26 protein-coding genes and 3 tRNA genes are annotated in these 25,110 nt (G+C 32.1%); 24 read left to right on the forward strand and 5 right to left on the reverse strand.

Features of this window, described 5'->3' with window-relative positions:
- Nucleotides 1–34 precede the first annotated feature (34 nt).
- The 4 genes from NMK29_RS06450 to NMK29_RS06465 form a co-directional block, all read right to left on the reverse strand.
- Nucleotides 35–643 carry a hypothetical protein gene (locus NMK29_RS06450; protein WP_108803108.1) on the reverse strand — a complete coding sequence of 203 codons (609 nt, stop codon included), beginning with the start codon at nucleotides 641–643 and terminating at the stop codon, nucleotides 35–37.
- 172 nt (nucleotides 644–815) lie between these two features.
- Nucleotides 816–889: transfer RNA gene (locus tag NMK29_RS06455), tRNA-Arg, on the reverse strand.
- A 26-nt stretch (nucleotides 890–915) separates the two neighbouring features.
- Nucleotides 916–990: transfer RNA gene (locus NMK29_RS06460), tRNA-Pro, on the reverse strand.
- Between the two features lie 31 nt (nucleotides 991–1,021).
- Nucleotides 1,022–1,105 (reverse strand) — tRNA-Ser (locus NMK29_RS06465).
- 256 nt (nucleotides 1,106–1,361) lie between these two features.
- Between NMK29_RS06465 and NMK29_RS06470 the strand changes: the two genes are divergently transcribed.
- Both NMK29_RS06470 and NMK29_RS06475 read left to right on the forward strand, forming a co-directional pair.
- Nucleotides 1,362–2,984: a hypothetical protein gene (locus tag NMK29_RS06470; protein ID WP_159092187.1), complete on the forward strand. Its 1,623-nt coding sequence runs from the start codon at nucleotides 1,362–1,364 to the stop codon at nucleotides 2,982–2,984.
- A 366-nt stretch (nucleotides 2,985–3,350) separates the two neighbouring features.
- Nucleotides 3,351–4,961, forward strand: a complete 1,611-nt coding sequence (locus tag NMK29_RS06475; protein WP_159092188.1) for a hypothetical protein — start codon at nucleotides 3,351–3,353, stop codon at nucleotides 4,959–4,961.
- A gap of 65 nt (nucleotides 4,962–5,026) precedes the next feature.
- On the opposite strand, the gene NMK29_RS06480 is transcribed toward NMK29_RS06475, so the two are convergent.
- A complete protein-coding gene (locus NMK29_RS06480; RefSeq protein WP_108803111.1) occupies nucleotides 5,027–6,268 on the reverse strand; it encodes an NAD(P)/FAD-dependent oxidoreductase in 1,242 nt (413 codons plus the stop codon).
- A gap of 103 nt (nucleotides 6,269–6,371) precedes the next feature.
- Here NMK29_RS06480 and hutH point away from each other — a divergent pair, with 103 nt between their 5' ends.
- The 22 genes from hutH to NMK29_RS06590 all read left to right on the forward strand — a co-directional run bounded on the left by hutH (nucleotide 6,372) and on the right by NMK29_RS06590 (nucleotide 25,109).
- The gene (gene hutH / locus NMK29_RS06485) at nucleotides 6,372–7,901 is read left to right on the forward strand and encodes a histidine ammonia-lyase (protein WP_108803112.1); all 1,530 of its coding nucleotides are present in this window, start codon (nucleotides 6,372–6,374) and stop codon (nucleotides 7,899–7,901) included.
- Between the two features lie 98 nt (nucleotides 7,902–7,999).
- A complete protein-coding gene (locus NMK29_RS06490) occupies nucleotides 8,000–9,139 on the forward strand; it encodes a WG repeat-containing protein (protein WP_159092189.1) in 1,140 nt (379 codons plus the stop codon).
- Between the two features lie 140 nt (nucleotides 9,140–9,279).
- Nucleotides 9,280–10,011: a 3-oxoacyl-ACP reductase FabG gene (gene fabG, locus NMK29_RS06495; RefSeq protein WP_108803114.1), complete on the forward strand. Its 732-nt coding sequence runs from the start codon at nucleotides 9,280–9,282 to the stop codon at nucleotides 10,009–10,011.
- 9 nt (nucleotides 10,012–10,020) lie between these two features.
- Nucleotides 10,021–11,238 (forward strand): beta-ketoacyl synthase, encoded by a 1,218-nt coding sequence (locus NMK29_RS06500; RefSeq protein ID WP_108803115.1) that lies wholly within the window; start codon nucleotides 10,021–10,023, stop codon nucleotides 11,236–11,238.
- Between the two features lie 26 nt (nucleotides 11,239–11,264).
- Nucleotides 11,265–11,510 carry a phosphopantetheine-binding protein gene (locus NMK29_RS06505; protein WP_027392758.1) on the forward strand — a complete coding sequence of 82 codons (246 nt, stop codon included), beginning with the start codon at nucleotides 11,265–11,267 and terminating at the stop codon, nucleotides 11,508–11,510.
- Between the two features lie 8 nt (nucleotides 11,511–11,518).
- A complete protein-coding gene (locus NMK29_RS06510; RefSeq protein ID WP_108803116.1) occupies nucleotides 11,519–12,409 on the forward strand; it encodes a lipid A biosynthesis acyltransferase in 891 nt (296 codons plus the stop codon).
- Between the two features lie 3 nt (nucleotides 12,410–12,412).
- A complete protein-coding gene (locus tag NMK29_RS06515) occupies nucleotides 12,413–13,336 on the forward strand; it encodes a flavodoxin (protein ID WP_108803117.1) in 924 nt (307 codons plus the stop codon).
- Nucleotides 13,337–13,349: 13 nt separating this feature from the next.
- Complete coding sequence (locus NMK29_RS06520) at nucleotides 13,350–14,486, forward strand: beta-ketoacyl-ACP synthase III (RefSeq protein WP_108803118.1); 1,137 nt, start codon at nucleotides 13,350–13,352, stop codon at nucleotides 14,484–14,486.
- A complete protein-coding gene (locus tag NMK29_RS06525; protein ID WP_108803119.1) occupies nucleotides 14,486–14,941 on the forward strand; it encodes a hypothetical protein in 456 nt (151 codons plus the stop codon). The genes NMK29_RS06520 and NMK29_RS06525 overlap by 1 nt, the downstream gene beginning before the upstream one ends.
- A 35-nt stretch (nucleotides 14,942–14,976) precedes the next feature.
- Entirely contained in the window at nucleotides 14,977–15,378 is a 402-nt protein-coding gene (locus NMK29_RS06530; RefSeq protein ID WP_108803120.1) for a hypothetical protein, read from the forward strand.
- Complete coding sequence (locus tag NMK29_RS06535) at nucleotides 15,375–16,373, forward strand: BtrH N-terminal domain-containing protein (protein WP_108803121.1); 999 nt, start codon at nucleotides 15,375–15,377, stop codon at nucleotides 16,371–16,373. The genes NMK29_RS06530 and NMK29_RS06535 overlap by 4 nt, the downstream gene beginning before the upstream one ends.
- A gap of 6 nt (nucleotides 16,374–16,379) precedes the next feature.
- Nucleotides 16,380–17,138 (forward strand): ABC transporter ATP-binding protein, encoded by a 759-nt coding sequence (locus tag NMK29_RS06540; protein WP_108803122.1) that lies wholly within the window; start codon nucleotides 16,380–16,382, stop codon nucleotides 17,136–17,138.
- Nucleotides 17,131–18,423, forward strand: a complete 1,293-nt coding sequence (locus NMK29_RS06545; RefSeq protein WP_108803123.1) for an ABC transporter permease — start codon at nucleotides 17,131–17,133, stop codon at nucleotides 18,421–18,423. The genes NMK29_RS06540 and NMK29_RS06545 overlap by 8 nt, the downstream gene beginning before the upstream one ends.
- Complete coding sequence (locus NMK29_RS06550; RefSeq protein ID WP_108803124.1) at nucleotides 18,401–18,847, forward strand: thioesterase family protein; 447 nt, start codon at nucleotides 18,401–18,403, stop codon at nucleotides 18,845–18,847. Before NMK29_RS06545 ends, NMK29_RS06550 begins: the two co-directional genes overlap by 23 nt.
- Complete coding sequence (locus NMK29_RS06555; RefSeq protein ID WP_108803125.1) at nucleotides 18,844–19,983, forward strand: beta-ketoacyl synthase N-terminal-like domain-containing protein; 1,140 nt, start codon at nucleotides 18,844–18,846, stop codon at nucleotides 19,981–19,983. The genes NMK29_RS06550 and NMK29_RS06555 overlap by 4 nt, the downstream gene beginning before the upstream one ends.
- Complete coding sequence (locus NMK29_RS06560; protein ID WP_234424251.1) at nucleotides 19,980–20,594, forward strand: hypothetical protein; 615 nt, start codon at nucleotides 19,980–19,982, stop codon at nucleotides 20,592–20,594. Before NMK29_RS06555 ends, NMK29_RS06560 begins: the two co-directional genes overlap by 4 nt.
- Before the next feature lie 2 nt (nucleotides 20,595–20,596).
- Complete coding sequence (locus NMK29_RS06565) at nucleotides 20,597–20,854, forward strand: phosphopantetheine-binding protein (protein WP_027392746.1); 258 nt, start codon at nucleotides 20,597–20,599, stop codon at nucleotides 20,852–20,854.
- Between the two features lies 1 nt (nucleotide 20,855).
- Complete coding sequence (locus tag NMK29_RS06570; protein ID WP_108803126.1) at nucleotides 20,856–22,052, forward strand: beta-ketoacyl-[acyl-carrier-protein] synthase family protein; 1,197 nt, start codon at nucleotides 20,856–20,858, stop codon at nucleotides 22,050–22,052.
- On the forward strand, nucleotides 22,052–23,116 hold the full coding sequence (locus NMK29_RS06575) for a beta-ketoacyl synthase N-terminal-like domain-containing protein (RefSeq protein ID WP_108803127.1): 1,065 nt from the start codon (nucleotides 22,052–22,054) through the stop codon (nucleotides 23,114–23,116). Before NMK29_RS06570 ends, NMK29_RS06575 begins: the two co-directional genes overlap by 1 nt.
- Nucleotides 23,110–23,883, forward strand: coding sequence for a polysaccharide deacetylase family protein (locus NMK29_RS06580; RefSeq protein WP_108803128.1), 774 nt, complete (start codon nucleotides 23,110–23,112; stop codon nucleotides 23,881–23,883). The genes NMK29_RS06575 and NMK29_RS06580 overlap by 7 nt, the downstream gene beginning before the upstream one ends.
- Nucleotides 23,876–24,505: an outer membrane lipoprotein carrier protein LolA gene (locus NMK29_RS06585; RefSeq protein ID WP_108803183.1), complete on the forward strand. Its 630-nt coding sequence runs from the start codon at nucleotides 23,876–23,878 to the stop codon at nucleotides 24,503–24,505. The genes NMK29_RS06580 and NMK29_RS06585 overlap by 8 nt, the downstream gene beginning before the upstream one ends.
- Nucleotides 24,486–25,109 (forward strand): hypothetical protein, encoded by a 624-nt coding sequence (locus tag NMK29_RS06590; RefSeq protein WP_108803129.1) that lies wholly within the window; start codon nucleotides 24,486–24,488, stop codon nucleotides 25,107–25,109. The genes NMK29_RS06585 and NMK29_RS06590 overlap by 20 nt, the downstream gene beginning before the upstream one ends.
- Nucleotide 25,110 lies beyond the last annotated feature (1 nt).

A 25,110-nucleotide genomic window follows, 5' to 3' on the forward strand; every position in this document is an offset into this window, starting at 1 on the left:
ATTACCGCTTTTTCTATTCTAAAATTAAAAAGGATTATTTGGCCTTTTTCTTAATGTATTTTGCTAGTTCTTTAGCTAGTTTTGCATATCCTTCAGAAATTCTATAACCAGTGTTATAATCATTTCCAAATGCTCCTCCGCCTGGAACTTTTATATAATCCGTAGAATATAATATTTTGTCTGGGTTAGCAGTTTCGTAAACTGTTATTGTAGCATTAACCTTAGCTGGCTGTCTAGAAACACCAACATTATATCCTGGGTATATCCAAGTAGTTTTGATTTTCATAGTGTGTGTAGCACTAGTAAGATCTTTTCCAACTTTTACAGCTCCTTCTTCAAAACGTTTGTTAAAAGATTCGATAAACTTTGGTTCATATCTCTCTTCTCTATCTGCAAACCAAGAGTTCTTAAATTTTTCACCTCTTCCTTCTCCTGGATGTTTCTTTTCTCTTTTTTCCATTTTATCCTTTAGAAACTCTTCTTCAGTATCGAATTTATGGACTTTAATATTTTCATAATCAAAGACAAGGTTGTACTCAGTAATTCCTTTTAGGTTTTTTACACTTCCTTCTTGATCTTTTCTTTTTTGAGCAAAAACAACAGTAGTTGCCATAATAATGGCTGCAAATAATAGTTTTTTCATAATTGGGTTTTTTTTAACGTTAGCAAAGATATTTATTTTTTAAAATTATCGATGTATTACGTCATATAATTAATAATTACAATCGGGAAATATCAACTAGTATGCCAATATTGATGATACGATAGTATCTAGAAAACAAAAAAGCCTTACTTTAAAAAAGTAAGGCTTCTTGTGATCGCGACAGGATTCGAACCTGTGACCGTCTGCTTAGAAGGCAGATGCTCTATCCAGCTGAGCTACGCGACCGGATAAATTGTATATTTTTCAAATTGTCGGGGTGGCAGGATTCGAACCTGCGACCTCCGCGTCCCAAACGCGGCGCGATAACCGGGCTACGCTACACCCCGAATTTTGAAAAATAATACTCAAAAGTTATTGCGGAGAGACAGGGATTCGAACCCTGGCAACACTTACGCGTTGACAGATTAGCAATCTGCTCCATTACCACTCTGGCACCTCTCCGAAATCAAAATTGATTAAGAACTACACATTAATATTTCAAATGCGGATGCAAATGTAGCTTTTATGAATCTACAATGCAACATTTTTTTGTCATTATTTGTAATTTATTATTGATGCTTTTTTAAAAAGTTGAAAATCAGTTTTCTTTGACTGAAATATTTTTCTGTAACATCTAATTTTAGTTTAAAACTTTCCAAAAATAGCAGTTTCAATCAAGAATCATATATTTGTGATACTTGACCTAATGTTAGATGTTATGAATTTAGACAAAACCCCTTCAGTACTTAAGATGAAACACCTATTATTTTTAACAATTTTTCTATGCGGATATTCTTATGCTCAAAAACCTATTCTTTCTAAGGATTTTGATTTTAAAATAGGAGAGAAGTATAAAAGAATTAAAAGTTCTAGTTCTTATTATGTGGCTTCTGGAAATAGAATGGTTGCTATTAAAAAAGGAAGAAAGGATATGACAATTCAACGCTTTTCTTTAGAAGATTTAAAAGAAGAAGTAAAGAAAAGACAGGTTATAGAGGATAAAGGAGATTTTCAGACTGTTATGGATCTTAATGGGAAGGCTGTGGCTTTCTATACTATTAAAGATAAAGCTTATGCTCAAAAAATATCTCTTACAGGTATTATAGCAGAGAAACCAATTTTGGTAGGGAGTGATAAAGAAAATATTAATAATGATGTAGGTTTTAAAAGTACCTATGGTTTTGATGCTGGAGGAAGAATTAACAAGTTTGTTTTTAAGAAATCATTTGATGGAACTAAATTATTAGTGTTGTTTAGAGTTAAAACAGCAAATGATAAAGCTGATAAAATAGGAATTAGTGTATATGATTCTAGTTTGAAGCTTATTTGGAGTCGAAAAGTAAAATTACCTTATGCTAATAAGTGGTTGGAAAATGAGGATTTTGCTATTGATAATGAAGGGAGTTTCTATATGACAGCTTCTGTTTTTAGTTCTAATGCTGAAGAAAAAAATAAATTAGAGTATTCCTATAGAACTGAAGTTTTTAAAATAAAGGAAAACCCTAAAGAAATTATTAAAAGCAAAATAGAATTACCTGGAAGATCTATAATGGATGCTGTGATTGGTCTAGACAAGCAGGGCAAAATTAGTGTTTCAGGTTTTTATGCTAAGAATGATAATAAGGTAGAAGCTACTGGCTTGTTTTCTGCAAAGTTAGATGACTCTGGAGTTGTTTCTTCTGTTATTAAAAGTGACATTCCTGCAACTATTGTTCAGGACTATGCTTTAAAAAGAGAGACAAGGATTAATGAAGGTACCCAGGATGAAAAAGATAAGCTTGATTTTGAGAGTTTAAAGGTTAATAATGTTGTTTATAACGATGATGCCAGTTTTGTGATTTTGGGAGAACAACGATATGTTGAGTCATTTACTACATCAAGTTCTTCTGGTTCTAGAACAACATATAAATACTATTACAGAGATGTAATTGCTTCTAAAATTTCTTCTGAAGGTGATGTGAAATGGTTTCATAGATTACCTAAGTATCAAACAGGAGCTAGAGGCAAAAAGAGTATGTCTTATATTAATTTTAAAAACCTAGGGAAACATTATTTATTCTATATAGATGATTTTACCAATCTTAAAAGATCTTTCGATGAGTACCCAACGAGGTATTTTGATGGTAAAAAAGAGTTCCTTTACCTAACATCGTATACCATTGACGATGCTACTGGAGAAGTTATTAAAGAACCTATTCTTACAGGTAGTGATATTAGGAATTCTCGATTGGATAATTTAGAAGTGTATAAAGCTGCAATTTTACCTAATCAAGATATGATTTTTGAAGCTTATGACGGTAAAAAGAATAATTTGTTGCTAAAAGTTTCATTGGCTAAATAATAACGTTCTTCGCTTTTTTAAAATTAAAGTGATCACAATCCCACCCTAAAAATAGTGGGATAGTTCCGCTTTAATATCAATGCTTTTGTGAATATAATTTTCTGAAAAATTTTAGATCAACTAATAATTGAACATGTCAATTCATGTACGAAAATTATATATTATTAAGAATTGATTACTACTGTTCTTATTGATATAGAGGCTTAAAGTTTTATTTCTATTGTTTTTATTGCACTATGATTTTAGTGTATCGTTATAACGGAATAAGACAAAAAGATTACAAAAGTTGAGGAAGTATATGTTTTTTTAAATAAATACTCCAATTAAAATCATTAATCTATTTTAGCATCTCTAAAATAAATAAACATGAAGTACAATTTTTTGATTTTATTACTAATATTGATGTTGCAACTTTCTGGGCAAGAAGCAAAGCTATCTGATGATTTTATTCTGCAAATTGGTGAAGAATATGAAGAGACAGTCGGAGGAGTAACAGAGTTTTATAGTTATAAACAAAATGTCATAAAGTTGGCTAATCATAATGGTTATGATTTAGTAATTCAGAAATTAGATCCGCTTACATTAAAAGAAGTTGAGAGAATTGAAAAAGTAAATTTTTTTAAAGGTGTTAAAAAAGGGAAGTTCAGAAGTGTAGCGCAAGTTGCGGATAAAGCGGTGTTTTTTTTTCATTTTTGGGATAAAAAAAATAAAAAAACTTTAATAAACATAAGGACTGTATCTCTTACTACCTTGGAGGTAAGTGATTTTAGAACGGTTTTAAATGTGAAAGGTGAAATATCGATTCATTCGTTTAACTTTAAAACCTCTTTTGATGAAAGAAAATTAGTGATCTTTTGTAAATTAAAGTCTCAAAAAGGTAAGGATTTAAAGAATGTTGATAGGTTTTCTATTCATGTATTTGATGATAATGTTGATGAAATCTGGAACAAGGATGTTAATCTGCCATATATGAAAACTGTAAGTATGAATCTGGATTTTTCAATAGATAATGATGGGAGTTTTTATTTTTTAACAAGGGTTTATGAAGATGAAAAGAGTAAAAAAAAGAAACCTTTTTTAAACCCAAATAGCCACATAGAGTTATTAGAACTGCATAAAGATTCTGATGAATTTATTTCCAGTAAGATAGAGGTACAAGATTATTTTGTGGATATGGCTTCTATAGGTCAAACACCTGAAGATGGTGTTGTGGTAACAGGTACATTAGGAAAAACATTTTATGTCAAGAAAAAAGAGAGTTTGCTTACTCCTATTGGATTTTTCTTTGCAAAATATGATAAAGATAATGGTCTGAAGAAAGTAAATAGTTATGATTTTTCAGATAAAATACTTAATAAGTATAAAGAAGATAAAAGACTGAAGAAAAATGAGGTTAGTAAATTTGGTGCGTATTTTAAGGATTTAAAAATCACTAATGTAGTATATAGCGATGATGGAAGTATATTGTTAATAGGTGAGCAAAGTAACCTATCTTCAAGAAATGTTATTAGTGCCTCAATAGGCTATACACATACTTCTGTTTCAATAAGGTTAGATGATATTTTCATTGCTAAAATTCTTGCGGATGGAACATTAGGTTGGTTACGTCGACTACCGAAGCAACAACGTGTGGATAATAGAGGAGCTTCGGAAATGTCATTTGAGTATGTAGGTTTAAATGACCATCATTACTTATTTTATCAGGATCATATAGCGAATTTAAATAGACCAGAGGATGAGTCCCCTTCGCCATTATGGGACCTTACTACAGGTTATTTAATGGCGTATCGTATTAATGATGCTACTGGTGTTGTTAAAAAAGAAGCTGTTTTTAATTTGGCAGATGTTAATAATGGGAAAAAGCTGGAGGACTTTATAACAAATAATATATTGCGCATTTCGGGATCTGAAATTGTAATAGAAGGTTTTAATGGAGATGATAAAGATTTTCTTGTTAAAGTAACTGCTAAGAAATAATTAGGAGTGTAGACAAACAAAAAAAGGAGGCAATTGCCTCCTTTTTTTGTTTGTTGTCGGAAAAACTATTCTGACATATTCTCTTCCATTTCTACAAGCTTTGCCACATTTCTTACAATATGACTGTGCTTTTTAACAAATGGATTTGTTTTATCCCAAACATAACCAGCAAGCACTGCGCAGATTTGTTCTTTAAAATCCTCATTAGGTTTATCATGAAAAATGATTTTCTGTAAATTTCCTGTATACCATTCTTTTACATAAGTTGTAAATACATCAACTCCTTGTCTCATATAATCCACAAATTCCGTTTGCCAATCAACTTCTTCATTATTTAATTGTTTGATCACTAGTTTGGCAGATAAAAGGCCAGTTTCAGTTGCAAAAGATACTCCTGATGAAAATACAGGGTCAAGAAACTCAGCACTATTACCAGTTAAGACGAAGCCATCACCAAATAATTTTGTTACATTTTTTGCAATATTTTCTACTTTATAAGGTTCGAACAAATAAGGAACGTCTTTAAATTGCTCATAATAGTAAGGAGAAGTTTTCATCATTTTTTGTAAAACTTCCGTTTTATTTCCTTCGAATTTATTAATCCATTCCATTGGTCCAACAAATCCAATACTGGTATTGCCATTAGAAAAAGGGATATACCAAAACCATACTTCAGTTTCGATAATTTCAAAAGTAATAGTTGTACCTTCTATTCCCTCAGGTCTTTTGATGTCTTTTACTTGTGTGAAAATGGATCCGTGTTCTGCTAATTTAGAGGGAGCTTCAAGGCCAAGTTGTCTTGCAACAACACGCCCAAAACCACTAGAATCTATAATGAATTTTGCCTCTATCTGACTTTCAGAACCGTCTTTGTGTTTTACTGTAGTTAACGAATCTGTTCCATTAAATTCTACATTAGTAACTTCAGTTTCAAAATCTACACTTACGCCTTGTCTAATTGCTTCATCAATTAGGGTTTTGTCAAAATGATCTCTTGGAACTTGCCAAGTCCAATCCCATCCATCTCCGTACTTTTTGCTAAAATCAAAACTCCCCGTAACTCCATCCTTAATAAATCGAGCGCCATGTTTTTTCTCGTACCCTTGCTTCATAAGACAATCTAGAAGCCCAGCTTCTTCAAAATTATCCATACATCTAGGAATCAGACTTTCTCCTACCTGAAATCGAGGGAATTTTGTTTTTTCAACCACCTTAACATTAATTCCGTGTTTGTTAAGATAAGCCGCGCTAACGCTACCAGAAGGACCGGCACCGATTACTAGCACATCTACATTTTCTTTTTTCATAATTTTCAAAGGTACTTTAAATACATTACATTTGCCCTCTGTAAAAATAGAGAGTAAACTTGAATTTTTTTACAAATATTGGAAAAAACTTACTAATTCGCGAATGCTAATACTAAAAGAAAGGTTGGAAATTAAAGATTTCCTAAGTGTTATTTTTAATCAAGAGGAGCTAACGATAGATGATTCTATAATCAATAGAGTCGATGATAGCTTTAAATTTCTAGAGAAATTTTCTGAAAATAAGGTGATCTACGGTGTAAATACCGGATTCGGACCAATGGCCCAGTATAAAATAGATGATAAGGATAGAATTGAATTGCAATTCAATTTAATCAGAAGTCACTCATCTGGAACGGGTAAAGCAATGGAGCCTGATTATGTGAAAGCATTAATGTTAGCGAGATTAAACACTTTATCTTTAGGAAAATCAGGAGTTAATACAACAGTTATTAGTGGTTTGAGAGATTTGATAAATCATGATGTTACACCATTGATTTTTGAGCATGGAGGAGTAGGAGCAAGTGGTGATTTAGTTCAATTAGCGCATTTAGCATTGGTGTTAATTGGTGAAGGAGAAGTTTTTTATAAAGGAGAAAGAAGAGAAACTGCAGAAGTTTTTAAAGAGTTAGGACTCAAACCAATTGAGGTAAAGATTCGAGAAGGATTGGCTTTAATGAATGGTACGTCGGCAATGACTGGAATCGGTATTGTTAATGTTATTAATGCTCAGAAATTACTAGATTGGTCCATAGCATGTTCTTCTGCTATAAATGAAATTGTTGAAGCATACGATGATCATCTTTCTGAAGAATTAAATCACAGTAAATTACATTTAGGACAACAGAATGTTGCACGCAAAATGCGCGAACATTTATCGGATAGTAAGTTAACAAGAGATAGAACAAAGCATTTGTACTCTGGTCAAAATGGAGATACTTATTTCAAGGAAAAAGTTCAGGAATATTATTCTTTACGTTGTGTTCCACAAATTTTAGGACCTGTCTTTGATACGATTAAGCATGTAGGTAGAATTTTGATTGAAGAATTAAATTCTGCTAATGATAATCCGATAATAGATGTAGAAACTAAACATGTGTATCACGGAGGTAATTTCCATGGAGATTATGTCTCTTTAGAGATGGATAAACTAAAACTAGTTGTTACTAAATTATCAATGCTTGCAGAGCGTCAGTTAAATTATCTATTGAACTCTAAACTAAATGACATCTTACCACCATTTGCTAATTTAGGTAAGCTAGGGTTTAATTTTGGTATGCAAGGAATACAGTTTACAGCAGTTTCTACAACTGCAGAAAACCAAACTCTTTCTAACCCAATGTATGTGCATAGTATTCCTAATAATAATGATAATCAAGATATTGTTAGTATGGGGACCAATGCTGCGAATATGACCAAAACAGTAATAGAGAATACATTCGAGGTATTAGCTATTGAGTTAATGACAATAGTTCAGGCGTTAGAATATCTTGATTTTGGAGATAAATTATCTAGTAGAACTCAAAAGTTGGTTGAGGATATTAAAAAAATTGTTCCTCCATTTACTAAGGATTATGTTACTTATCCATTTGTTCAAGAGGTTAAAGATTACCTTAAAGAAAATGATGCCTATTAGATTATTTGATTAAGATTTAATTTATTTATTAATATAAGAAAGCATGTTAACCTATGCTTTTTTATTTGTACTAAAAATAAACCTTAAATATAAATATGATGAAAAAAGCACTTTTAATTACACTAGCATTAGTATTTGGTTTACAAACCTTATTTTCACAAGAACTGGCAAAAGCTAGGATGGATGGAAAGTTTGGGTACATTAATAAAAACGCCAAGTTTGTTATCCAACCTCAATTCAAAAAAGCAAATAGTTTTGCTGATGGAGTTGCATTGGTTTTGGAGGGTAAAAAATGGGGATACATCAATCCAGATGGAAAATGGTTATTGGAAGCTCAATTTGATAAAGCAAAAGATTTTAACAATGGAGTTGCTATGGTATTGAAAAATAAGAAATGGCAATACATTGATAAAGAAGGTAAAGAGTTATCTTATTCTAATGCCGAAAAAATATATCCTTTCAAAGAGGGTGTTGCTTTTGTTAGAGAAGGCAAGATGGTTGGGTTAATGAACCCAAAAGGAGAAGTAATTGTAAAACCACAGTATAAGACTATCAAAGGATTTCAGGATGGTTATGCTAGATTTGCTAACCAATCTGGTCAGTGGGGTATTATTGATAATAAAGGAACTATAGTAATTAAACCAGAATATACATCTATAGGTAATTACGTAAATGGTGTAGCGAGAGCTGAAAAAGGAGAAGAAGTTTTTGGAATAGCTTCTTCTAACGGTTTTAATAAAGTTGATGGAGCTACCAAAATATGGAATTTTAGAGTGGGCGGAACGTATACTATTGCAAGAAAAGATGAGAAAATAGGTTTTATTGATAAAGAAGGTAAATGGGTTATAGAACCACAGTTTATAAAGGCTAAACCTTTTAAAAATGGATATGCCGGTGTTTTTGATGGTAACAAATGGGGGTTTATTGATACTAATGGTAAAGTGATTATTGATTACAAATATGCAGATGTTGATTATTTTGATACTAATGGAATGGCTCCTGTCAAAATTGAAGACTGGGGATTTGTAAATCTGAAAGGAGAATTAGTGATAGAGGCTAAGTATGGTATCACCGCAGGTAGCTTTGGTTTTTTGTCAGGTAGAGCGGCAGAGAAAGGATTTGTGGATGGTTTAGCTCGTGTAAAGTATGAAAAAAAGTGGGGGTTTTTAACTCCGGACGGGAAGCTTTTAGGGGATACATGGTTTGAAAATGCAGAACCTTTTGTTAACGTTAAATAAATATTTTGTGTTCTTTACAACATTAGACGATTGTTAAAGTTGTAAGGAATCTTTTAATATTGTTAATTAAATCTTAATTTGGAATAATTGTTGTTTTAAACATTGTCCAATAATTATTTGATCTTAAAAAAAAGATGTAAATGAAATACGCCCTTGTAACTGGTGGATCCAGAGGAATAGGAAGAGCAATTGCTGTTAAGTTAGCCAAAGAATTAGAGTATCCAGTTTTAATTAATTATCAGTCTAATGATGCAGCTGCTAATGAAACTAAAAAAATAATTGAAGATGAAGGAGGGCAGTGTACATTATTAAAATTTAATGTAGCTGATAGAGAGGATACACATAAAGTTTTAGATAATTGGATAGCTGAAAATCCAGATGCTACTATAGAAATTATAATCAATAATGCTGGAATTACTAGAGATGGATTGTTTATGTGGATGAAACCAGAAGATTGGCATGATGTTCTTAATATTAGTTTGAATGGTTTTTATAACGTTACCAATCATTTAATACAGAAGATGCTAACTAACAGGTATGGTCGTATTGTAAATGTGGTTTCTGTTTCGGGAGTAAAAGGAACACCTGGGCAAGCTAATTATTCTGCTGCTAAAGGTGCTTTGGTAGCTGCAACAAAAGCGTTGGCTCAGGAAGTAGCAAAAAGGAAGATTACAGTGAACGCTGTTGCGCCAGGTTTTATAAAAACGGATATGACAGCAGAGATGGATGAAAAAGAATTGAAGCGTATGATTCCTGTAAATCGTTTCGGAGAAGCAGAAGAGGTTGCTGATTTAGTATCTTTTTTAGCTTCTAAAAAGGCTTCATATATAACAGGAGAAGTTGTGAATATTAATGGAGGAATTTATTCATAAGAAATTAGTATGCGTAGAGTAGTTATTACTGGAATGGGGATATATTCTTGTATTGGTTCTAATGTAGAAGAAGTAAAAGAATCATTATATCAAGGGAAATCTGGCATTGTTTATGAACCATCTCGAAAAGAGTTTGGTTATAGATCTGCTTTGACAGGAACCGTTCCTAAACCTAATTTAAAAAAGGAACTGAGTAGAAGGCAAAGAGTAAGTTTTGGTTCTGAGTCCGAATATGCTTATATAGCTACAAAACAAGCGTTTGATCAAGCAGGTGTAGATCAAGAATTTTTAGATAATGAAGAGATAGGCGTTTTGTTTGGGAATGATAGTACTGCAGAGTCGGTAATGCAAGCTATCGATAAGATAAGAATTAAGAAGGATACTACGTTAGTCGGTTCTGGAGGCGTTTTTAAGTCTATGAACTCTACGGTAACAATGAATCTTTCAACTGTTTTTAAATTAAAAGGAGTAAACTTTACCATTAGTGCGGCTTGTGCTAGTGGATCCCATTCAGTAGGAATGGGGTATTTGTTAATTAAACAAGGTTTGCAAGATTATGTTTTGTGTGGGGGAGCTCAAGAGATTAATGATTATGCTTTTGGGAGTTTTGATGGATTAGGAGTATTCTCTGTTAATGAAGAAAATCCAACACAAGCATCGAGACCTTTTGATAGTGGTAGAGATGGATTAGTGCCTAGTGGTGGTGGTGCAGCTTTATTCATGGAGTCTTATGAAAGTGCGGTTAAAAGAGGAGCAACTATTTTAGGAGAAGTGGTAGGATATGGTTTTTCATCTAATGGAGATCATATTTCTACGCCAAACCAGGAGGGACCTGCTAGAGCTATGAAACGAGCAGTGGATCAGGCTAATGTAAAGCCTGAAGATGTGGACTATGTTAATGCACATGCCACATCTACTCCAATAGGAGATGCAAATGAGGCAAAGGCGATTAATGAAGTTTTTGGAGAATCAAGACCTTACGTGAGTTCTACAAAATCTATGACAGGACATGAGTGTTGGATGGCAGGAGCAAGTGAGATTGTTTATTCTTTAATAATGTTAAACAATTCATTTATAGCACCTAATATTAACTTAGAATCTCCGGATGAGGATTCGTCAAAGTTAAATTTGGTAAAAGAAACTGTAGATAAAAAAATTGATGTATTTTTGTCAAATTCATTTGGGTTTGGGGGCACAAATTCTGCAATCGTCATAAAAAAGATTTAGAATAGAAAAAAATTACAAGAAAGATGATGGAAACAAGTGTAATTGTTGAAAAAGTTGATGACTTTTTGATCGAAGAATTCGAGGTAGAAGCGGATGAAATTGCTCCCGAAGCAAACCTTAAAGAAACATTAGATTTAGATAGTTTAGATTACGTAGATCTTGTCGTAGCTATTGAAGCGACTTTTGGAGTGAAATTGGTTGGTGATGATTTTGTTGGAGTAGAAAGTTTTCAAGATTTTTATGATTTGATAGAACGTAAAGTCAATATTTAGAAGAAGTAATGGCCCAATGGGAAGGTAAAGCTAAAGGAACACCTTTAGGATATAAAATATTCATTTTCTTTATAAAGAATTTAGGATTAAATGCTGCTTACTCAATTCTAATATTTGTAGCAGCGTATTATGTTATATTTTCCTATTCAACTACAAAAGCTAGTTATTACTTTTATAATAAAAGGCTAAAGCAATCTCGCTTTAAGTCTTTTGTCAGTGTATATAAAAATTATATAGTTTTTGGTCAAACACTTATAGATAGGACAGCGATATCTTTTGGCCTAAAAAGTAAATTCACTTTCACTCATGACGGGCGGGAAAAAATGCAAGCACTCTTAAGTAAAGGTGAGGGTGGAATTATCTTCAGTGCTCACGTAGGAAGTTTTAATATCGCACGTTATTTTTTTGATGATTTTGATATGACCAATACCGGTATCAATCTAATGGTTACCGATCAAGAAAATGAACAAATAAAGGAATATGTTGGAGCAGTATCTAACGATACTAGCATGAAATTTATCGTTATTAAAGAAGATATGTCTCATATCTTTCAGATGAATGATGTTTTAGCAAATGGCGAGGTGATAATTTTTGCAGCAGATAGATATGTAGAAGGAATTCAATTTCTGGAACATGAGTTTTTTGGTAAGTCAGTAAAATTTCCTTCGGGACCATATAAGTTAGCTGCAAGAAAAAAGAAGCCTATTCTTTTTATGTATATTATGAAAGGAGCTAGAAAACAATACAATTTATACGCTCGTGAACCAGAGTTTACAGAGCAATCTATTAAACCTAGTCATGTTCTGAAAGAGTATGTTAGAAATACTGAGATCATGGTTAATAAATATCCTTTACAATGGTTTAATTACTATGACTATTGGGATGATCTTAAAACCTAGTGTATGAAGAATGTACTTGTTTTGTATTATAGTCAGAGTGGTCAATTAGGTGAGATATTAACGAATCTGGTGGAGCCTTTGACGATCGACGAAGAATGTGATTTAACAATACATCAAATAAAACCAGAAGAATCTTATCAATTTCCTTGGAATAAAAAAGACTTTATACAAGCTTTCCCAGAATCATATTTGCAAATCCCAAGTCCTAATATTCCTATTCCAGAAGAAGTAAAGAAAAAAAAATATGATCTGATTATATTAGGCTATACAGTTTGGTATCTTTCACCTTCGATTCCTATTAATTCTTTTTTGAAAAGTGATGATGCTAAAGTATTACTAAAAGATACTCCTGTTATTACTGTAAATGGTTCCAGGAACATGTGGATCTTAACTCAGGAAAAAGTTAAAAGGTTATTGGTTGACTGTAAGGCGCAATTAGTCGGTAATATTGCTTTTGTAGATAGACATTGGAATCATATTAGTGTTATTACGATTGTTCATTGGATGATGGGAGGTGAGAAAACTAAATATTTAGGAATTTTCCCAAAACCTGGGGTTTCAGAAGAGGATATTCATGGTGCAGGAAAGTTCGGAACGATTATTAAAAAATATCTTTTTCGAGAAAATTATGAACAATTACAGGAAGAGTTGGTTAAAGATGGAGCAGTTCGAATAAAACCTTTCTTAATTAGGTCAGATAAATCTGGAAATCATATCTTTAGTAAGTGGTCGGCACACATATATAAAGTAGGACTGAAATCACCAAAAAGGAGAGCAAAGTGGTTAAACTTTTTTGAGTATTATCTACAATTTGCTATTTGGGTTTTTGTACCTATAGTTTTTATTATATTTTTGTTGACTTATGTACCTTTTTATGCACGCATAAAAAAAGATATTAAATATTATCAATCAACAAGATTACGATAAGTAATCATTATTTATGAAAAACGTTTACATAACAAAAACAGGGCACTTCTTGCCGAATGAGCCAGTCTCGAATGATGAAATGGAAAAGAGACTAGGGATGATTGATGATCAGCCTTCAAGAGCTAGAAGAATTGTTTTGAGAAATAATGGGATTAAAGAACGGTATTATGCTGTAGATAGTCATGGAAACATAACTCATAATAATGCTCAACTTACAAGAGAAACAATCAAAAATCTATGTGATTCTGATTTTTCAGAAAAAGAAATAGAGTTACTTTCTTGTGGAACTTCTACTCCAGATAATTTGTTGCCTTCTCACGCATCTATGGTCCATGGATTGTTAGATACTCAGGATAGTATTGAATTAAATACTGCTTCAGGTGTGTGTTGTTCTGGAATGAGTGCACTAAAGTATGGTTTTTTATCTGTTAAGTCTGATAGTACTAAAAATGCTATTTGTACGGGAACAGAAAGAGTTTCTACTTGGATGCAATCTAGAAAATTTGATAAAGAAGTAGAGAATTTAAAATCTTTAGAGGAGCAACCAATTATTGGATTTAAAAAAGACTTCCTTAGATGGATGTTATCTGATGGAGGAGGAGCTTTTTTATTAGAAGATAAACCAAGAGGAGAAAACTCTTTGCGAATTGATTGGATGCAAGCCTATTCATTTGCACATGAATTAGAGGCTTGTATGTATGCTGGAGGAGATAAAAATGAGGATGGAAGTCTTAAGCCTTGGAGTGAATATGAACCAGCAGAATGGTTGTCAGAATCTGTTTTTTCGCTAAAACAGGATGTAAAAATATTAGATAAACATGTTGTTCCAAAAGCAGTTTCTAGTATGAAAGATGCCTTTGAAAAAAACAACCTAAAAGAAGAAGAGATAGATTATTTTTTACCTCATATTTCTTCATTTTATTTTGAAGAAAGGTTAAGTAATGAAATGATAAACCAAGGAATTTCAATTCCAAAAGAGAAATGGTTTACAAATCTGGAAAGGGTTGGTAATGTCGGTTCTGCATCTATTTATTTAATGATAAATGAATTGAAAAACTCTGGAAAATTAAAAAAAGGAGATAAGGTAGTTGCGATGGTTCCAGAAAGTGGCCGTTTTTCATACTTTCATATCTTATTTACTGTTTGCTAATGAGTAATCAATTAGAAGAAAATATTACAGATGTTGATTTCATAAAAAAGTTGATTCCGCAAAAGGATCCTTTTGTTATGATTGATAAGTTGTTATATTTTGATACAGAAAAGGTTATTTCTGGTTTAAAAGTTACATCAGACAATATTTTAACCTCTGGAGAATATTTAACAGAAGGTGGGCTGATAGAAAATATGGCGCAAAGTATTGCCTTGCATAGAGGCTACAGAGGGTATATTAACAGAGGAAAAGATGAAAAGCCTAAAACAGGATTTATTGGCTCTATAAAACACGCTACTATTAATTCGTTACCAAAAATTGGTACTGAACTTATAACCACAGTAGAGATTGTAGCAGAAATTATGCAAGTTTCACTTGTGAAAATAGAGGTGAATGATCCAGAAGGTAATTTAATAGCCTCTTCAGAAATGAAAACAATTATAGTAGATTCTTAATTCTATTAACTTTTTAATTTTAATTTATTGATAGTATGAAGAAAGAAGACGTACCTCAAGATGAAAGCAGTCTTTCTAAAGCAAATATAAAAGAGGTTGTGTATGCTGTCGATAAAGATGGTAAATACGGAAAAGCGCTTAGTTCTGGTTGGGATGCAAAGACAATTGCATTAAACGAATCATTAGAATTGATCGAAGAACAACTTCAAGATACAATCAAAAAAATAAAAAGTGGAGAGCTTAGCCCTATTGCGTATTATATGGAATTGCAACGAATGGATGTTGTTGTTTTATCTGGATATGTAGGATTATGGCAGTGGAAGGTGAAAAGACACCTTAAAGCTAAAATATTTAGAAAGCTAAATGAAAAGATATTAAGTAAATATGCGGAAGCTTTCGAAATTTCTTTAGAAGAACTTAAAAATCCTAAGATTTGAAAATAAACTTTGAACACAATCAATCTGCCCATTGCGAAAATGGAGTGGTTTCTAATTTGTTAAATTATAATGGGCTTAAAGTAAGTGAACCAATGGTATTTGGAATTGCTTCAGGAGTGTTCTTTATATATATACCTTTTATCAAGGTAAACTTCGCTCCAATGTTCAGTTTTAGACCTGTTCCAGGCTTTATTTTCTCTAGAGTAAGTAAAAGATTAGGGTTTAAGATAAAAAGACATAAATTTAAATCAAAGGAGAAAGCTCAGCAGACTTTAGATGCGGAATTATCAAAAAATAATCCAGTAGGGTTGCAGGTTGGAGTGTATAACTTGACTTATTTTCCTGATGAATATCGTTTTCACTTTAATGCGCATAATTTAGTGGTATATGGTAAAGATGGAGATGATTACTTAATTAGTGATCCTGTGATGCAAGAAGTAACTACACTATCTTCGAAGGAATTAGAAAAAGTGCGTTTTGCTAAAGGTCCTTTTGCGCCAAATGGCCATATTTATTATCCTACAGAATTACCAAATAATATAGATCTTAAAAAGGCGATTACTAAAGGAATAAAGCAGGCATATAGACATATGTTAGCTCCAGTTCCGATTGTTGGATTTAGAGGAATTAGGTTTGTGGCTAAGAGAATTCGAAAATGGCCGGATAAAATAGGTATAAAAAAGACAAATCATTACTTGGGTCAATTGGTCCGAATGCAAGAAGAGATAGGTACTGGAGGTGGAGGTTTTCGATTTATTTTTGCAGCTTTCTTGCAGGAAGCATCAGTGATTATGGAAAACCCTCGGTTGGCAGAATTATCGAAGGAAATGACTGTAATTGGAGATCAATGGAGAGATTTTGCGATTGATGCTTCTAGACTTTATAAAAATAGAAGCAGAGAAACAGATGCTTATAATAAAATTGCTGATAAGCTAGATGCTATTGCATTAGCCGAAAGAGCATTCTTTTTAGATCTTAAGAAAGCGATTAAATAACTGCGAATGGATAAAACTCCTCTTATTGACATAAAAAATATCTCTAAACAATATAAAGGAGCTGCATTTCTTTCATTAGATAAGGTGAACTTACAAATAAAAACCGGAGAAGTATATGGGCTTCTTGGACCTAATGGAGCAGGAAAAACTACATTAATATCCATTTTATGTGGATTGATTAAACCCACTTCGGGAGAAGTGCTGATTTCAGGAAATAGTTTTAAAACACATGCAAAAGATATTCAAAAATCCATAGGGGTTGTACCTCAAGAATATGCATTATATCCCAAGTTAACTGCTAAGGAAAATCTGTTTTATTTTGGAAGTATGTTTGGGATGAAAAAATCCGAGCTTTCCCCAATAATTACATCACATTTAGATCAATTAGGGTTGTTGCCTTTTGCTGATAAAAAGATTAAAACCTTTTCAGGTGGTATGAAAAGAAGGGTGAATCTGATTGCAGGAATACTACATAATCCAATGTTGTTGTTTTTAGATGAACCTACTGTTGGAGTAGATGTTCAATCTAAACAAGCGATTACTACTAAGCTTGTAGAACTCAATCAGTCTGGAACTACTATAATTTATACGTCCCATCATTTAAGAGAAGCACAGGATTTGTGTTCTATGGTTGGGATTATTGATTCAGGAAAAATTATCGCAGAAGATACACCGTCTAAATTGATTAAGAATACTAAAGAAGCAAGGAATTTAGAAGATGTGTTTATAGAACTTACAGGAAGAGAACTTCGTGATTATGCATAGATTTTTAGCATCCATAAAAAAAGAGTTTTTATTACTCCTAAGAGATCCTGGGGGATTAATCATTCTGTTCTTAATGCCAATTGTTTTGGTAGTTACTGTTACATTAATTCAGGATGCGACGTTTAAATCTGTATCGAGTAATTCAATAGAAATACTATTAGTTGATAAAGATAAGGGGAAGTTATCAGCTGAAATCCAAAAGAGTTTTTCTGAAATAGAATTTTTGGAACCCGTGTCTAAAATAGACAATACATCACTTACAGAAGAAAAAGCAAGACTTTTAGTAGCTTCTGGAGATTATCAGTTAGCAGTTGTGATCCCTGAGGGATTAAGTAAAGAACTCCAAAATCAGATAGATAAAAATATTTCTAAAATACTCGAAGAGTTTGAAGGCTCTGTAGATTCTCTCAAAACAGATGATATTACAGAAGCATTACCAGATAATAAAGTTGTAAAGCTTTATTTTGACCCTATAACTCAGGAAACCTTTAGAAGTTCTGTGATATTTGCAGTTGATAAGTTAGTAGCTAGTATAGAGACTAAGTCGATCTATGAGGCTTTTGAAAAAGAATTAGGAGAGTCAGAAAGTCTTAAATCTTTTAATAGAGATACTTTTGTTAAATATGATCAAATAAATCCATCTTTATCAGGAGAGTTAATTATTCCAAATTCTGTTCAGCATAATATTCCAGCCTGGACTTTGTTTGCAATATTTTTTATGATTTTACCTTTATCATTAAATCTTGTTCATGAGAAAGGACAAGGAACATTTGTTCGATTACAAACAACACCGATTAATTATGCAACTATTATTGGAGGAAAGGCATTTCTGTTTTTATTAGTTAGTATCTTACAATTTACATTAGTGTTGTTACTAGGGCTTTATGTATTTCCTAAATTGGGTCTTCCGGTTTTGGATTTAGGGAATAATCTAGGTTTACTATATGTGGTAGCGATATCTTCTGGATTGGCAGCAATAGGATTAGGGGTCTTATTGGGTACGGTATTTAATTCACACGAACAAGCAGCACCATTTGGAGCTGTTTTAGTTGTTTTACTTGCAGCGATTGGCGGAGTATGGGTTCCTGTCTTTGCAATGCCAGATACGATGCAGATGATAGCCAAAATATCTCCAATGAACTGGGGATTAGAAGCTTTTTATGATTGTTTTTTAAGAAAAGGTAGTCTGATAGATATTCTTCCTGAAATAGGTTTGCTTATTGGGTTTTTTATTAGTACTATCGTAATCGCTATACTATATTATGAAAAGAAAAAAGCGGTCTAAAGAAGTTGTAACCGATATCAAATATGTTCACGAGGTAAGAGTCAGGTTTAATGACTGTGATCCTCTTAGCATTGTTTGGCATGGTATTTATATTACCTATTTTGAAGAAGGTAGAGAAGCTTTCGGGAGAACTCACGGTATTTCGTATTTACATGTAAAGGATAATAATTATGTTACTCCGATTGTTAATTCTAATTGCGATCATAAGTTACCATTAAAATATGGAGATATCGCTACTGTAGAAACTATATATGTAGATAGCCCAGCGGCAAAAATGATTTTTAGGTACAATGTGTATAATCAAAATAAAGATTTGGTTTGTGTTGGAGAAACTACACAAGTATTTTTAGATATGGATGGTAATATGTCTTTAAGTATTCCAGAATTTTTTCTTGATTGGAAACGTAAAGTAGGTTTATTATGAAAAAAGTCTACATAGTTGCTGATAATATAGTTTCGCCACTAGGTTTTTCGACAGAAGATAATATAGTTAATCTCCGTAAGAATCATACAGGTATTCAGAAAGTAGAGGATGATAAGATATGGTCTGAAGCATTTTATGGCGCTGTAATCAATAATGAAAAACTTTCCAAAGCTTGGGGTGTAATATCAGAGAATTCTAGCTATACAAAGTTGGAAAAAATGATGTTATTATCTGTTTCTAAATTATTAGAAGAAAATCCTGGGTTAAATATTACTAAAAGTGGAATTGTAATTTCTACAACTAAAGGAAATATTAATAATCTGCGAGGAGATAAAGATGAAAAGGCATATTTGAGTAGCATTTCGAAAACTATTCAGAAGTATTTTAAATTAGATCATACACCCAAAGTTTTATCTAATGCCTGTATTTCTGGTGGATTGGCTTTGGCTGTTGGTAAGAGAATGATTCAATCAGGACTTTTTGATGATGTAGTTGTAATAGGAGGTGATTTACTTTCGGAGTTTACACTTTCTGGTTTCTTTTCATTTCAGGCGGTAAGTGCTGCACCGTGTAAACCATTTTGTAAAAATAGAACAGGTATTAGTTTGGGTGAGGCTGCGGCCTGCGCATGGCTTAGTTCTAATAAAGATAACAATACAGATACAGCGATTAGTATTGCAGGAGATGCTTCTGCTAATGACGCCAACCATATTTCGGGACCCTCAAGAACTGGCGAAGGATTATTTATAAGTATTAGTAAAGCTTTAAAAGAAGCTAATTTAGATAGTGATCAAATAGATCATATTACTGCGCATGGTACAGCTACTCCATATAATGATGAAATGGAAGCTATTGCATTTAATAGAGCTGGGTTGCAAAAAGCACCATTAAATAGCTTAAAGGGGTACTATGGCCATACATTAGGTGCTTCTGCTTTGATTGAGAGTATTATAGCTAAACATTGTTTGATTAACAATGAGTTATTCGCTTCTTTGGGTTATGAAGAATTAGGTGTTTCTCAACCGATAAATGTAATTGCTAAAAATGAAAAGAAAGAACTGAATAAAGTATTGAAAACAGCTTCTGGTTTTGGTGGTTGTAACGTTGCATTGATTATTGAAAAAGAAGTGCTGTGATAGAAGAAAAGTATTACATATCAGATTTTTGTTTGATTAGAGATAAAAAAGTATTCAAAAATGGAGTTGAGTTATATACTGATATAGAATCTACTAGTTTAAAAGATTTTGCAAAAGGTATTTATAAGTTTCTAGATCTAAAATATCCGAAGTTTCATAAAATGGACGAATTATGTAAACTTGGTTTTTTAGCTTCTGAGGTTTTGTTAAAAGAGAAAGAACAAGTAGATCAGGATACCGCTTTAGTTTTATCAAATAGAGCTTCTAGTCTAGATACAGATAGGAAGCATCAATTAAGTATTCAAAATAGAGAAGATTTTTATCCTTCTCCTGCGGTTTTTGTATATACCTTGCCCAATATTATAATGGGAGAAATTAGTATTAAGAATAAGATGAAAAGTGAAAACGCTTTTTTCGTAACAGATAGTTTTGATACTGATTTTATGACTTCATATTCTAAAATTTTAATGAATACGGGAAAAGCAAGTGACGTTATTTGTGGTTGGGTAGATTTGGATAATGATAAATATGACGTATTTTTGGCTTTTCTTTCAAAAAAAGGTAAAAAAGAGCTAACAAAAGAAGAATTAAATAAATTATATAAGCAATAGTTATGGCTGAATTAAGAGAAGAGCTAAAAGAAAAATTAATAGAGCAATTAAGTCTTGAAGATGTTGAAGTAAGCGAAATAGGAGATGATGATCCTCTTTTTGGTGATGGTTTAGGATTAGATTCTATTGATGCTCTTGAGCTAATTGTATTATTAGAAAAAGATTATGGAATTAAGCTAAAGGATCCAAAAGAAGGAAAAGCTATATTTGAATCTATTAGTGTAATGGCTGATTACATTTCAAAACACCGTACAAAATAATATGAATAAAGGCATTGCCATAACTGGTATGGGAATTATTTCTTCTATCGGAAATACGGTAGAAGAAAATTTGAATGCTTTGAAATCAGTATCTCCTGGGATTTCTAGAATTGAGATGTTGAAAACTCGCCATAGGGATCAAATCATGGTTGGTGAAATCAAACAAACCAATGAAGATCTAGAAAAACAATTAGGGCTAGAACCGTTGCATAGTTTTTCTAGAACTGCTATGATAGGTGCGATTGCTGCAAAAGAAGCGTTGCAAGAAGCACAAATTTCCGATGTTAATCAATATAGAACAGGTTTTGTTTCAGGAACCAGTGTTGGTGGTATGGATACCACAGAAAAACACTATCTAGGTTATACCGAAATTGAAGATAATAGAAGATTTATACAAGCGCAACACGCAGGTTTTACTACCCAATCTATTTCTAATTATTTAGGAATCAATGGATATGTATCTACAATAAGTACTGCTTGTTCTTCTGCAGCAAATGCAATTATGCTTGGAGCAAGAATGATTCAAGCAGGCAAAATAGATCGAATGATTGTGGGAGGAACTGATGCGTTATCTAAGTTTACAATCAATGGTTTTGGTACTTTAATGATCTTATCAGATTCAGAATGTACACCATTTGATGATAATAGAAAGGGATTAAATCTTGGAGAAGCTGCGGCTTTTTTGGTATTAGAGAGTGATTTGATTGTAGAAAAAGAAAATAAGAAAGTGTTAGGACGTGTAGCAGGATGGGCTAATGCAAATGATGCTTATCACCAAACTGCATCATCTTCTGATGGAGAAGGAGCTTTTTTAGCAATGAATGAAGCCCTAAAAGTAGCAAATATAACTGCAAATGAAATTGATTATGTAAATGCTCACGGTACGGCAACTCCTAATAATGATTTATCAGAAGGAGTAGCTATGACCAGAATATTTGGAGAAGAAAAAACTCCTGTGTTTAGTTCAACAAAGGCATTTACAGGGCATACATTAGCCGCTGCAGGATCTGTAGAAGCTGTGTATTCACTCCTGTCTCTACGGGAAAATTTAATTTTTCCGAATTTGAATTTTAAAAGTAAAATGAAAGAGTTTTCATTGGTTCCGCAAACAGAACTAGCATCCAAAGAAATGAAAACTATATTATCAAATTCTTTTGGTTTTGGAGGTAATTGTTCCACTTTAATATTTACAAAATAATGAGCGATTGCTATATCAATGGTATTGCCAGTATTTCTGCACAGCCAACAACAGATCCAGAAACATTTTTAGAAGATATAATCTCTCATAAAGAGTCCATATTTAGATCTCATGATCCTAATTATAAAGAATATATAAAGCCAGCGGCAATGAGACGTATGTCGAAGTCGGTTAAGATGGGAGTTACAGCCGCTTCTATGGCGTTACATAATTCTGGAATAGAACTGCCTGATGCTATTATTACGGGTACAGGAATGGGATGTAAACAAGATTCTGAAAAATTTTTAGAAAATGTCTTAAATAATGATGAACAGTTTTTAACTCCAACATTATTTATACAGTCTACACATAATACGGTAGGAGGACAAGTAGCCTTAGGATTAGGTTGCAAAGCGTATAATGTTACCTACGTTCAAGGTTCGGCTTCTTTTGAGATATCAGTTATGGATGCACTATTGATGTTATCAGAAAAGCCAGAGAAACAAATTCTTGTTGGAGGTATCGATGAAGTAGCTAAAAACTCTACACTCCTTCATAAATTGGACGGTCAGATTAAAGACGATAATATTGATGTAATCGACTTGTTAAATTCTAAAACGACTGGAACGGTAAGCAGCGAGGGATGTACATTTATGGTTTTGGGTTCTAATAAAACTGAAAAAAGCCTTGCTAAAATTATTGATGTAGAAACATTTAGTAAAAGTTCACCAGATGATATTAAAACATCCATAATATCATTTATTTCTCGACAGAATATGAGTATCGAAGATATTGATGCTGTGATACTAGGGAATAATGGGGATGTTAATTTTGATCATTATTATGAAAATTTACAAACTTCGATTTTTTCTGATAAAGAACAGTTATGTTATAAACATTTAATAGGAGATTATCACGTAGCTTCCAGTTTTGGATTTTGGCTTGGGTGTAAAACCTTTGAAAACAATCAAGTTCCAAATATTTTAAAGGTAAATGAAGTTGTTGCTAATAAATATGAGACTATACTTCTTTATAATCAATACCTTGGAAAAAATCATAGTATTACGTTGTTACAACGATGCTAATAAGAAATTTAGTTAATATTATATCTCTAGTCGTTGGTTTTTTAATAATAACAGCGATAATTTTCAATAAGTTACCTATTTGGTCCTTAGTTGTATTAATATTGCTTTGGGTAGTAATAACCGCCTATGGAGTACTTAATATAAAAGCAGGATATTTTCTTAAAAGCCTAAACAATAACCCAACTACAAAAGGAAAAAAGGTTGCAATTACTTTTGATGACGGTCCAGATCTTAATACAATTAAAATCCTAGAAATACTGGATAAATATAATGTCAAAGGAACTTTCTTTTGTATTGGAGAGCAAGTAGAAGAACACCCAGATATCGCTAAAAAAATTATTGACAAAGGACATATTGTAGGTAACCATACTTTTACGCACGGGAAATTTATTGATGTATATAGTACAGATAAGTTTATTGGTGAAATAGTAGATGCGGATATTGCGATAGAAAAGATTTCTAAAAAAAGACCATTACTTTTTAGGCCCCCATATGGAATAACAAACCCCAATATAGCTAGAGCTGTTAAAGAGACTGGACATGCTGTTATTGGTTGGAATAAGAGGTCTTTTGATACAACAATTCCTTCTGAAAAAGTGATATTAAAGAGAATAACTAAAAACCTTAAAAACGGTGATGTTATACTTCTACATGATACAAAATTGATCACTTTAGCGGTATTGGAACAATTGTTGCTATTTTTGCAGAGTAATAATTATACAACCGTTACAATAGATGAATTATTTTCAATACAAGCATATGCTTAAATTTTTATTATTAGGTTTTATTATATTAAGTGGTTCTTACCTGCAAGCTCAAGAAGTAGAACTTTCGGCATCAGAGATTACGTCTTTTAAAAACTCTGTAAGTAAAAGTGCTAAGCAATCTAAAACCATTGTTAATACATTCACCCAATTAAAGCATATAGATTTTCTTTCTAATGATATAGAAAGTAGTGGTGATTTGTATTTTAAATCACCAAATATTATAAAATGGTCATATACAAGTCCCTATGAATATAGTGTGATTTTTAAGGATAAAAAGTTGTTTATCAATGACGCAGGAAAGAAAAGCGATATTAATTTAGCGTCTAATAAAGTTTTTAAAAAATTAAATGACCTAATAGCAAAGAGTGTTAGTGGAGATATGCTCGATGACACTCAATTTTCTACGCGTTTTTTTAAAGACAAAGAACTTTTTATCGCAAAATTATCTCCAATTGATCAAACTTTAAAAAATATGTTTAAGGAGATTGTTTTAAATTTTGAATCAAATAACTATTTAGTTTCTAGTGTTAAACTTATAGAACCTTCAGGAGATTATACTCTTATCAATTTTAAGAATACATCTGTCAATAAACCTATTCCAGATGCGATATTTGCTCATTAGTATATTATGTATCTCTGTTTTTGGTTGTAAGGTTGCAACTGTAGAGAATTTTATAGAATCTGAAGTAAAATCTGAAGATCAAGTAGTTAATCCGTATTTTTCGAGTACAACAATTGATTATGTTTATAAATCAGATATATCGGTTTATGGGAATGAATTTAGTGGTATTCTTATTTTAAAAAAAATTGCTCCCCAAAAACATCGTATTGTTTTTACATCACAATTTGGGAGTACATTTTTTGATATTGAAATAGATAGTGAATCCTATAAAATTCATTCAATTATAGAACAACTTGATAGAAAAATCATCTTAAATACCCTAATAAAGGATTTTACATTATTGGTAAAAGAAAAAGATATAGCTGTCGAAAGATATTATAACGATACGTATAATGTTCTAAAAAATGAAAAAGGGAAATACAGTAATTATTATTTTTACAATCTATCGGATCAGAAATTAGATAAGATAGTTAACACTACAAAACGAAAAGAAAAAGTGATCATACTTTTTAATGATATCGTAGAGGGTCATTTAGCGAAGAATATATATATTGATCATAAAAATATTAAATTGAATATCGAATTAAATTTCTTAAAAAAATAAC

The sequence above is a fragment of the Aquimarina sp. Aq107 genome, from assembly GCF_943733665.1.
GTDB lineage: Bacteria > Bacteroidota > Bacteroidia > Flavobacteriales > Flavobacteriaceae > Aquimarina.

Bases quoted from the DNA above. Each gene is read 5' to 3' on its own strand.
- NMK29_RS06470 (WP_159092187.1), top strand. From the start codon at position 1,362: ATGAATTTAGACAAAACCCCTTCAGTACTTAAGATGAAACACCTATTA.
- NMK29_RS06520 (WP_108803118.1), top strand. From the start codon at position 13,350: ATGAAAAACGTTTACATAACAAAAACAGGGCACTTCTTGCCGAATGAG.
- fabG (WP_108803114.1), top strand. From the start codon at position 9,280: ATGAAATACGCCCTTGTAACTGGTGGATCCAGAGGAATAGGAAGAGCA.
- NMK29_RS06585 (WP_108803183.1), top strand. From the start codon at position 23,876: ATGCTTAAATTTTTATTATTAGGTTTTATTATATTAAGTGGTTCTTAC.
- NMK29_RS06580 (WP_108803128.1), top strand. From the start codon at position 23,110: ATGCTAATAAGAAATTTAGTTAATATTATATCTCTAGTCGTTGGTTTT.
- NMK29_RS06480 (WP_108803111.1), bottom strand. From the start codon at position 6,268: ATGAAAAAAGAAAATGTAGATGTGCTAGTAATCGGTGCCGGTCCTTCT.
- NMK29_RS06540 (WP_108803122.1), top strand. From the start codon at position 16,380: ATGGATAAAACTCCTCTTATTGACATAAAAAATATCTCTAAACAATAT.
- NMK29_RS06515 (WP_108803117.1), top strand. From the start codon at position 12,413: ATGAAGAATGTACTTGTTTTGTATTATAGTCAGAGTGGTCAATTAGGT.
- NMK29_RS06510 (WP_108803116.1), top strand. From the start codon at position 11,519: ATGGCCCAATGGGAAGGTAAAGCTAAAGGAACACCTTTAGGATATAAA.
- hutH (WP_108803112.1), top strand. From the start codon at position 6,372: ATGCTAATACTAAAAGAAAGGTTGGAAATTAAAGATTTCCTAAGTGTT.
- NMK29_RS06550 (WP_108803124.1), top strand. From the start codon at position 18,401: ATGAAAAGAAAAAAGCGGTCTAAAGAAGTTGTAACCGATATCAAATAT.
- NMK29_RS06555 (WP_108803125.1), top strand. From the start codon at position 18,844: ATGAAAAAAGTCTACATAGTTGCTGATAATATAGTTTCGCCACTAGGT.
- NMK29_RS06500 (WP_108803115.1), top strand. From the start codon at position 10,021: ATGCGTAGAGTAGTTATTACTGGAATGGGGATATATTCTTGTATTGGT.
- NMK29_RS06565 (WP_027392746.1), top strand. From the start codon at position 20,597: ATGGCTGAATTAAGAGAAGAGCTAAAAGAAAAATTAATAGAGCAATTA.
- NMK29_RS06530 (WP_108803120.1), top strand. From the start codon at position 14,977: ATGAAGAAAGAAGACGTACCTCAAGATGAAAGCAGTCTTTCTAAAGCA.
- NMK29_RS06545 (WP_108803123.1), top strand. From the start codon at position 17,131: ATGCATAGATTTTTAGCATCCATAAAAAAAGAGTTTTTATTACTCCTA.
- NMK29_RS06525 (WP_108803119.1), top strand. From the start codon at position 14,486: ATGAGTAATCAATTAGAAGAAAATATTACAGATGTTGATTTCATAAAA.
- NMK29_RS06490 (WP_159092189.1), top strand. From the start codon at position 8,000: ATGAAAAAAGCACTTTTAATTACACTAGCATTAGTATTTGGTTTACAA.
- NMK29_RS06505 (WP_027392758.1), top strand. From the start codon at position 11,265: ATGGAAACAAGTGTAATTGTTGAAAAAGTTGATGACTTTTTGATCGAA.
- NMK29_RS06475 (WP_159092188.1), top strand. From the start codon at position 3,351: ATGAAGTACAATTTTTTGATTTTATTACTAATATTGATGTTGCAACTT.
- NMK29_RS06575 (WP_108803127.1), top strand. From the start codon at position 22,052: ATGAGCGATTGCTATATCAATGGTATTGCCAGTATTTCTGCACAGCCA.
- NMK29_RS06450 (WP_108803108.1), bottom strand. From the start codon at position 643: ATGAAAAAACTATTATTTGCAGCCATTATTATGGCAACTACTGTTGTT.
- NMK29_RS06570 (WP_108803126.1), top strand. From the start codon at position 20,856: ATGAATAAAGGCATTGCCATAACTGGTATGGGAATTATTTCTTCTATC.
- NMK29_RS06590 (WP_108803129.1), top strand. From the start codon at position 24,486: ATGCGATATTTGCTCATTAGTATATTATGTATCTCTGTTTTTGGTTGT.